Source organism: Paraburkholderia sp., from assembly GCF_036488795.1.
Classification (GTDB): domain Bacteria; phylum Pseudomonadota; class Gammaproteobacteria; order Burkholderiales; family Burkholderiaceae; genus Paraburkholderia.
In genome coordinates this window covers 1-8,405 of sequence record NZ_DASXHA010000126.1, presented here as the reverse complement: position 1 = coordinate 8,405, position 8,405 = coordinate 1, and the positions used below count along the sequence as shown (strand labels likewise).

The following is an 8,405-nucleotide window of genomic DNA, read 5'->3' as shown; positions in this document are numbered from 1 at the left end:
CTGGCCGCGGAAGGCCGGAACGTGTCGCCAGTCGCGATCTGGTCAGAGGTTCGTAGCGGCTCGATCGTGGCCGTCGCGGCGGCCTTGCAGCGCTGGCGCGAGGCGCGACAGCCGCAAACGCCCGAAGTGCCGATCCAGACCGGTTTCCCGGAAGGTCTGGCCGAGATCGTCGTAAGCGGCGCGGGCCGGCTCTGGAAGGCTGCGCAGGACGAAGCGGAAAAGGCGGCCAGGCAGCGCATGACGGTCCAGGATCAGCACCTCGGCGCCGCCGTCACGGAACGGGACGAGGCGCTTGCCGAGTATCAGAAGACGGCGGAAGAAGCCATCGCGCAGCGCGAGCGACTTGCTGCCCTGACGAATGCACTGCGGGACGCCGAAGAAACGGCCGCACGCGTTGCCGCGGAACTCGCCACCGCATCGAGCCGCGCTGAAGCTGCGGAGACTCGCAGCGAAGCTCTCGCGCAGCGTGCGTCGACGGCGGAGACTAACCTGGCACAGACCACTGCGGCGCTCGACGCGGAACGTCAGGCGCATGAAGCGTTGACCGCGGTTGTGGCGACGAAGAACGACGCACTCGCGCAGATCACGCTGGAGCGCGATGACGCACGGCAACAGGCCGCCGCCTTGCGCGACACTTGCCAGACGAAGTCCGACGAAGTGGAGCGATGGACGCTGGAGGCGAGCACGGCCTCGTCGCGAGCAGACGCCGCCACGACACAAGCGAACCAAAGCCTCGCACGGATTGGCGTGCTGGAGACTGAACTGGACGAGACGCGCGTCGCGCTCACCATGGAGCGCGAGGCGACAGCAGTACGCATCGAGGAAGCGTCCGCACAGCTCAACGAGTTGCAGCGCGTGGGACGTGAACTTGAGCAGTCACGGCAGCAGAGCGTGACCGTGACTGCAGAGAAAGCCGCTGCAATTGCTGAACTCGACGAGACCCGTGCGGCGCTCGCTGCAGAGCGTGCGTCTCTGGCAACGCGAATTGAAGACGCGGCCGCACAGCTTGACGAGTTGCAGCGCGTAACCGGTGAACTTGAGCATGCCAGGCGGCAGACCGACGCCGTGACTGCAGAGAAAACAGCGGCAATCGCTGAACTGGGTGAGGCCCGCGCTGCGCTTGCACAAGAGCGCACGTCTGCCCTGACGCGGGCCGAAGAAGCGTCCGCGCAGCTCAACGAACTGCAGCGTGTAGGCCGCGAACTTGAATTGGCCCAGCAGCAGATTGGGGCTATGACTGCAGAGAAAACAGCTGCAATTGCTGAACTGGAGGAGACCCGTGCCGCGCTCGCTGCAGAGCGTGCGGCCACGGTAACGCGGATTGAAGAAGCGTCCGCGCAGCTTAACGAATTGCAGCGTATAACCGGCGAACTTGCACACGCCAGGCACCAGACTGAGGCCGTGACAGCGGAGAAAGCGGCCACGATCGCAGAACTGGATGAGGCCCGTGTTGCGCTCGCGCAAGAGCGCACGTCTGCTGTAACTCGGGCTGAAGAAGCGTCTGCACAGCTCGGCGAACTGCAGCGTGTGGGCCGCGAACTTGAACAGGCCCAGCAGCAGATTGGGGCCGTGACTGCAGAGAAAGCGGCTGCAATAGCCGAACTGGATGAGACACGTGCTGCGCTCGCTGCAGAACGCGCGTCTATGGCAACGCGGACCGAAGAAGCATCCGCACAGCTCAACGAACTGCAGCATGTAGGTCGCGAGCTGGAAGAAGTCCGGCAGCAGGTCAGCGCCGTGAACGTAGAGAAAACGGCTGCAATGACAGAACTGGAGGAGGCCCGCGCTGCGCTTGTACAAGAGCGCGAGTCTGCCGTAACACGGGCCGAAGAAGCCTCCGCACAGCTCGGCCAACTGCAGCGTGTGACCCGTGAGCTAGAGCACGCCCGACAGCAGTCTGAAGCCGTGACAGCAGAGAAAGCGACCACGATTACCGAGCTGGATGAGGCCCGCGCCGCCCTCGCAGCAGAGCGCGCGTCAGCCGCAGCGCGAACCGAAGAATCCTCCGCGCACCTCACTGAATTGCAGCGCGTGGCCCGCGAATTCGAACAGGCCCAGCAGCAAGTCAACACGGTCACTGCGGAGAAAACGGCTGCGCTCGCGGAAATGGCCCGCGTTTCGCAAGAGGCTTCCGCCGCAAAGGATCGCGCGGATGCCGCCGATCAATACGTCGCCAAACTGGAGCAGCGCGTCGCCGAACTCAGCGAGGCGGCCGCGCAAAGCGTTCACGGTGGCCCGCACCCTGAACTGGAAGTCGGCCAGTCTGCGACGGCGGAAGAAATCGCCGTGCTGCAACGTCAGCTATCGGCTCAGGCAAGCGCTTATACAAAGGCTCTGGACGAGCTTCACACGAATGCTGAGCAGTGGGTGGCGCATGCAAAAGATCTCAAACAGCGTCTCGGTCAGGCTAGCGACAGGATCTTGTTCATTGATGCACGCAGCACCGGAGAAGTCGCGCTTGTCCGCAGGCTTGCGTCCGAACTGGAGCGGCTTAAGCCAGATCACGAGTTGATATCGCGGGAAGCACAACAAAAACTGATTAGCGCTGCAATGGCCAATCAACTTGCGCAGAAGGGCTATCAATATGAACCCGCGACCGCGCAGATTTCGAAAATAAACAGCTGACGGGCATGGCGTGACTGTTCAGGGTGGGCGTGTGCTGCGTGATCGGCACGGTCGCTAGTAGCCGGCGGATTCAGAAGTTCTTGCGCCCCGTGCCGTGAAGTGCTCAATCAGAAAATCGATGAAGGCTCTCGCGCGTGCCGACTGGTTTCGCCGGTTCGGATAGTAGACGAACAGGTCGGCAAACGGCTGGACGAACTCAGGCAAGACGATCCTCAGCCGGCCGCTTTCCAGGTATTTGGCCAGATCCCATTCCGAGCGGACCAGTATGCCGTGGCCGTCCAGCGCCCAACCCAGCACGATGTCGCCGTCATTGCTCGATAGCGCGCCATGCACCTTGACCACTTCGCTGCGTTCCTCGTGCATGAAGCGCCAGATTCCGTATGCATCGTCGTTCTGGCGGTGCACGATGCAGTTATGCTCGGCGAGATCGTCGAGGCTTGTCGGCGTGCCATGTTGTTCCAGATAGCGCGGCGAAGCACACATGAAACGCCGGTTCGACATGACGCGCCGCGCATTGAGCCGCTTGTCGGGCAGCGAGCCGAAGCGGATTGCCAGATCGACGCCGGTTTCGACCAGGTCGATAGGGCGGTCCGTCACATCGAGCTGCACCTCGACCTGCGGATAGCGCTGCGCAAACGCCGAAACCAGCGGCGCTATCGTGGTACGGCCAAACCCCAGCGTCGCATTGACACGCAGCAGGCCCTTCGGCACAGAACGGCTTGACGATACGGCGTCTTCCATTTCCCGGATGCCGGCCAGAATCCGCGTGGCGTGATGCAGATAGGTCTCGCCCTCGGCAGTCAGGCTCACGCTACGGGTGGTCCTGTTGACGAGGCGCACGCCCAGTCGCGCTTCCATCTGCGAGAGGCGCTTGGTCGCGGCCGGCGGCGTCAGGTCGAGCGCGCGCGCGGCGGCGGCGAGGTTGCCGTGCCGCGCCAGCAGCACGAAAAACTCAAGATGGGAGGCGATATCAGTCTTCACTGAAAGTTAATAAAGTAGTGACTTTTGGTGAATCATAGCGCGGGTTCCAGCGAATAACCTAGCCACTCTCGATGCTCGCAAAAGGTGAAAGGCGGGCCATGTTTCCAGGAGACCGCATGAGAATCGTTGAAATCCGCGAAAAGACCGTTCCGATCAGTTCCCCCATTCGCAATGCCTATATCGACTTCAGCAAGATGACGCTGAGTCTCGTTGCCGTGATAACGGACGTCATCCGTGACGGAAAGCCTGTGGTGGGATACGGCTTTAATTCGAACGGCCGCTACGGGCAAGGCAAACTGATGCGCGAGCGCTTCATTCCGCGCCTGCTCGAAGCGGAGCCGGCCTCGTTAGTGGACGATTCAGGCAACAATCTCGATCCGCACAAAATCTGGGCGACGATGTTCCTGAACGAGAAGCCGGGTGGCCACGGCGAGCGTTCGGTGGCGATCGGCACCATTGATATGGCCGTCTGGGATGCAGTGGCCAAGATCGAAGGCAAGCCACTCTTTCAGCTTCTGGCGGATCGTTACGGCGAAGGCAAGCCCAATCGCAAGGTCTTCGTCTACGCGGCGGGGGGCTACTACTATCCGGGCCAGGATCACGAAAAACTCAAGGACGAGATGCGCAGCTATCTCGACCGTGGCTATACGGTGGTGAAAAAGAAAATCGGCGGCGCGTCGCTCGATGAAGATTTGCGCCGCATCGATTCGATCCTCGGCGTGCTTGGCGACGGCCAGAAACTCGCAGTCGATGCCAACGGCCGCTTCGACCTCGATACCGCGATTCAATATGCCAAGGCGCTCTCGCAATACGACCTGTTCTGGTACGAAGAGCCCGGCGACCCGCTCGACTTCGAGTTGCAGGCCATCTTGCGCAACTACTACGACAAGCCGCTCGCGACCGGTGAGAACCTGTTCTCCATGCAAGACGCCCGCAACCTGATTCGTTACGGCGGCATGCGGCCTGATCGCGACTGGCTGCAATTCGACTGCGCGCTGAGCTATGGGCTGGTCGAATATCTGCGCACCCTCGACATGCTGCACCAGCACGGCTGGTCGCCGAGTCGCTGCATTCCGCATGGCGGTCACCAGATGTCGCTCAACATTGCGGCGGGGCTCGGACTCGGCGGCAACGAGTCGTATCCGGATCTGTTCCAGCCTTATGGCGGCTTCCCGGATGGCGTGAAGGTCGAGAACGGCTACATCACCATGCCCGACTTGCCGGGTATCGGCTTCGAAGGTAAAGCGGACCTGTACGCCGAGATGCAGAAACTTTCCGCGTAACAGCGGACGACAAGCGGCGACCGGAGCAAAACTTCCGGCGCCGCCGCGGTACGACAACAAATAGACAAGCGCACTCCTGCATCGCCGGTGGCGGCCCATGCCGATCACGCTGCGAACCCAACGAGAAGACGCCATGCATAGGAGACAGACATGCATGCCTCAAAGATCAAAAGGTATCTTTCCAGGCTCTACGTTCAGGTCTTGATCGGCATCGTTGCCGGCGTGCTGGTCGGATATTGTTTCCCGGATCTCGGCGCGCAGCTCAAGCCGCTTGGCGACCTGTTCATCAAGCTTATCCGGATGTTGCTCGCGCCGATCATCTTCGCGTCGGTGGTAGTGGGCATTGCGCGGATGAACGACATCCACGAGGCAGGGCGGGTAGGGATCAAGGCCATTCTGTACTTCGAGATCGTTTCGACCCTGGCGCTCGCGATCGGACTCGTGGTGGCCAATCTTCTCAAACCCGGCAGCGGCATGAATATCGATCCGGCACATATCGACGCCGCCTCGATCAGCACGTATACGCACACGGCCCAGCAGCACGGCGTGATCGAATTCCTGATGAGCATCGTGCCCAATAGCGTGGTCGGCGCTTTCGCGAACGGTGAAATGTTGCCGGTGATCTTCTTTTCGATTCTGCTCGCGATCGCGCTTGCAAGGCTCGGACCACGGACCGAGCCCTTCGTCGAGATGCTGGACATGTTCCTGCAAGCGATGTTCGGCGTGGTGCGCATCGTGATGTACTTTGCGCCGATCGGTGCATTCGGCGGCATGGCATTCACGGTCGGCAAGTACGGCATCCGCACGTTGGCCTCGTTTGGCCAGTTGATGTTCGCGCTGTACCTCACGACCGTGCTGTTCATCGTGCTGGTGCTTGGCGCCGTGATGCGCCTATGTGGACTGTCCTTGTGGAAGTTTCTTCGTTATATCAAGGATGAAATCCTGATCACGGCGGGCACGGCATCCACGGAAGCCGTGTTGCCGCAGATGCTGATCAAGCTCGAAAAGCTGGGCTGCGCACGACCGGTGGTCGGAATGGTGCTGCCCACGGGTTACACATTCAACGCCGACGGCACCGCGATCTATCTGACCATGGCCGCGTTATTCATCGCGCAGGCCATGAACATTCATCTGACCATCTGGGATCAGCTGTTTGTCCTCGGCGTGCTTTTGCTGACGTCGAAAGGCTCGGCAGGGGTGGCCGGCGCAGGATTCGTGGCTCTCGCGGCGACACTTGCCTCGATGCACAGGATTCCGGTCGCGGGTCTGGTATTGCTGCTAGGCGTGGACCGCTTTCTGAATGAGGCGCGGGCAGTGACGAATCTGATCGGCAATGGGGTTGCCACGATCGCGGTGGCGCGCTGGGAAGGGGCGATTGATCTGAAGACCGCAAGGGCGGTGTTGAATCAGGACGAGGACCCGGATGTCGACGACAAGCGGCGCGCTCAGGCCGATGCGAACCCGGTTGGGCAAGGCGGCGAGCCGGTGACCGGGCCGCGGATTCGTTGAGTGGCGTCGGCGGGCACGCGCAGATGCGGTTCTCCGCGTGCCCACGCTGCTATGCCTACTGCACGAGACGCAGCTCGCCGAGGTTGCCGGCAATCTCCTGGAAGATCGAGTTCAGTGTCGCGCCGTTCGGAGCATGGTAGTAGTCGCCCGGTGTCGCACAGCTTTGCATGGTTGCCGCGGCGACGGAAGACACGCTGCCGAATGTGATCGAATAGATCGTGATGCCGCTGTTCTTGATCGCCGTGCACACGCCAAGCTGGAACGAGTTGATGTCAGAGGAATCGCCGACGCCGTTGCTCGCAAGCGGCGTCAGTTCCGACGAGTCGGTCAGTGCGTTCGCCAGTGTCGTGCCGTCGCTGCGCGTGATGCTCGGCGCGGCGAGGCTGTTGGTGCCGACCCCCGACAAGCCGTTGAAATACAGGTCGTTGGGAATCGAATACTGGCCACCAACCTGATTTTCGCCATCGGTCAGCACGATCATCACCCGTTGCAAGCCCGCGGTGGTTTCCGGCAGCGGCAGGCTGGCGGATGTGACGTTGGAGATCCAGCCGTTGCCCGGCGACACGCTGTCCGCCCACGACGAGGACAACATGCGCCAGCCCCACAAAATGCCGGTCGGAATGATCGTCGAGCCGCTCGCCTTCATGCGGTTGATCGCCGTGGTCAGCGTCGACTGGTCGGTGGTCAGGAAGGTGACGGGATTGCTGATGCAATCGCTGTTCTGATTGACCGATTGCTTGCTCGACCTGGAACCGGCCACGGCGTCGTACACGACCGCGACGCCGTTGCCCCGCTGCGGCGAAGTGTAGCCGCAATAGTTGGCGGCGCCGCCTTGCACCGTCATCGGCACGCTGGAGATGGACGAATTGGTAATGGTGCCGTTGCACAGGCTGTTCGGGTACGTCCGTACCGGAAGTCCGCCTGGCGGGACGTTGTAATAGTACGGCGTGAATTTCATCGGACCGGTAATGCCGTACGCCTTCGCGTACAGATAGCCATTGCTGTCGCGCGGTTCCACTGCGCAGCCGCCCCAACCCGCCTGGGTGCCCGATGCGCTCATGCCGACATTGGTATTGTTGTATGCGAAGCTCGGTGACAGCCAACTGCCTGTCGGCGGCAGTGCACCCGTCAGATTGACTGCGGTGGTGAACGGTACGAGGCCGATATAGGCGCTTGCGGTGGTGGATGCAAATACATCGCTGACGAGCGCATTCGCGGCTTGCTGCAAGCCCTGCAGCTTGCTCTGCCCGTTGATGGTGTCGGCCATTGAACCGGTGTTGTCGAGCACCATCACGAGCTCAAGGGTGCTTTTGGGCAGGGTGTAGACGGTGGAGGTGCCTCCGATGGTGACGAAGTCGCCATGGTCTGGTCCGGTCGAACCGGCTGGCATGCCCGCCATGGTCCCGGCAATCACGTGGTTTCCGGCAATCACTGGCAGCAACAGCTGGATCTGGCTAGAGATCGTGGTCGACACGTTGTAACCTGTGGTCGAACTGCCGTTGACGGACACAGCGACGTTTGCGTCAGGAATCGTCGAGGCATAGAGCCCGGTGGGCATGTTCGCTCTGAAGTAGGCGAGGCCGTCCTTTTGAAGCTGAGAGGGGTCCGGCGTCCCTCCCGCTCTTGTGATCCGGTTGACCTCAAGGGCAATGTTGATATCAGTGATATCGCGCGCGTCCTGCTCGCGCGCGTAGGCTTCGCCCAGGAACACCCAGCTCAGCGCCATGCAGAAAACGCAGACGATGAGACTCGCAAAGATGGCGAACATCACAGTGACAGTGCCACGTTCGTCACGTATGCGGTTGCCGGCGGATGCGAAAATCGCGCAAAACCGAGCGGTCAGCGTCCGGACTTTGGTAGTTGCCATGTCAGATTCAAGTGGGGCATGTATTCAGACAGATCGGCTTGTTTCCTTCAATCGATCCGGCTCGTGGACGCGCGTAGAAGCGCTCGTAAAGTTGTTGCGCACCCGGCGCGCTCGGCCAGAACCCTCGTAGCATCGCGAAC

At 61.4% G+C, this 8,405-nt stretch carries 5 protein-coding genes; 3 read left to right on the top strand and 2 right to left on the bottom strand.

The window, feature by feature from the left end; all coding sequences use genetic code 11:
* The coding region (locus tag VGH41_RS18235) for a DNA-binding protein (RefSeq protein WP_331598919.1) at positions 1-2,625 on the top strand (2,625 nt) is incomplete at its 5' end.
* 54 nt (positions 2,626-2,679) lie between these two features.
* On the opposite strand, the gene VGH41_RS18230 is transcribed toward VGH41_RS18235, so the two are convergent.
* Entirely contained in the window at positions 2,680-3,606 is a 927-nt protein-coding gene (locus VGH41_RS18230; RefSeq protein WP_331598918.1) for a LysR substrate-binding domain-containing protein, read from the bottom strand.
* A gap of 116 nt (positions 3,607-3,722) precedes the next feature.
* Between VGH41_RS18230 and VGH41_RS18225 the strand changes: the two genes are divergently transcribed.
* Together VGH41_RS18225 and dctA are read left to right on the top strand one after the other, a co-directional pair.
* Positions 3,723-4,889 carry a mandelate racemase/muconate lactonizing enzyme family protein gene (locus tag VGH41_RS18225; RefSeq protein ID WP_331598917.1) on the top strand — a complete coding sequence of 389 codons (1,167 nt, stop codon included), beginning with the start codon at positions 3,723-3,725 and terminating at the stop codon, positions 4,887-4,889.
* A 150-nt stretch (positions 4,890-5,039) separates the two neighbouring features.
* Positions 5,040-6,398, top strand: a complete 1,359-nt coding sequence (gene dctA / locus VGH41_RS18220) for a C4-dicarboxylate transporter DctA (protein WP_331598916.1) — start codon at positions 5,040-5,042, stop codon at positions 6,396-6,398.
* A 55-nt stretch (positions 6,399-6,453) separates the two neighbouring features.
* On the opposite strand, the gene VGH41_RS18215 is transcribed toward dctA, so the two are convergent.
* The gene (locus VGH41_RS18215) at positions 6,454-8,265 is read right to left on the bottom strand and encodes a VWA domain-containing protein (protein WP_331598915.1); all 1,812 of its coding nucleotides are present in this window, start codon (positions 8,263-8,265) and stop codon (positions 6,454-6,456) included.
* Positions 8,266-8,405: the final 140 nt, after the last annotated feature.

Coding starts and splice junctions, on each gene's coding strand:
- VGH41_RS18215 (WP_331598915.1), bottom strand. CDS start 8,265: ATGGCAACTACCAAAGTCCGGACGCTGACCGCTCGGTTTTGCGCGATT.
- dctA (WP_331598916.1), top strand. CDS start 5,040: ATGCATGCCTCAAAGATCAAAAGGTATCTTTCCAGGCTCTACGTTCAG.
- VGH41_RS18225 (WP_331598917.1), top strand. CDS start 3,723: ATGAGAATCGTTGAAATCCGCGAAAAGACCGTTCCGATCAGTTCCCCC.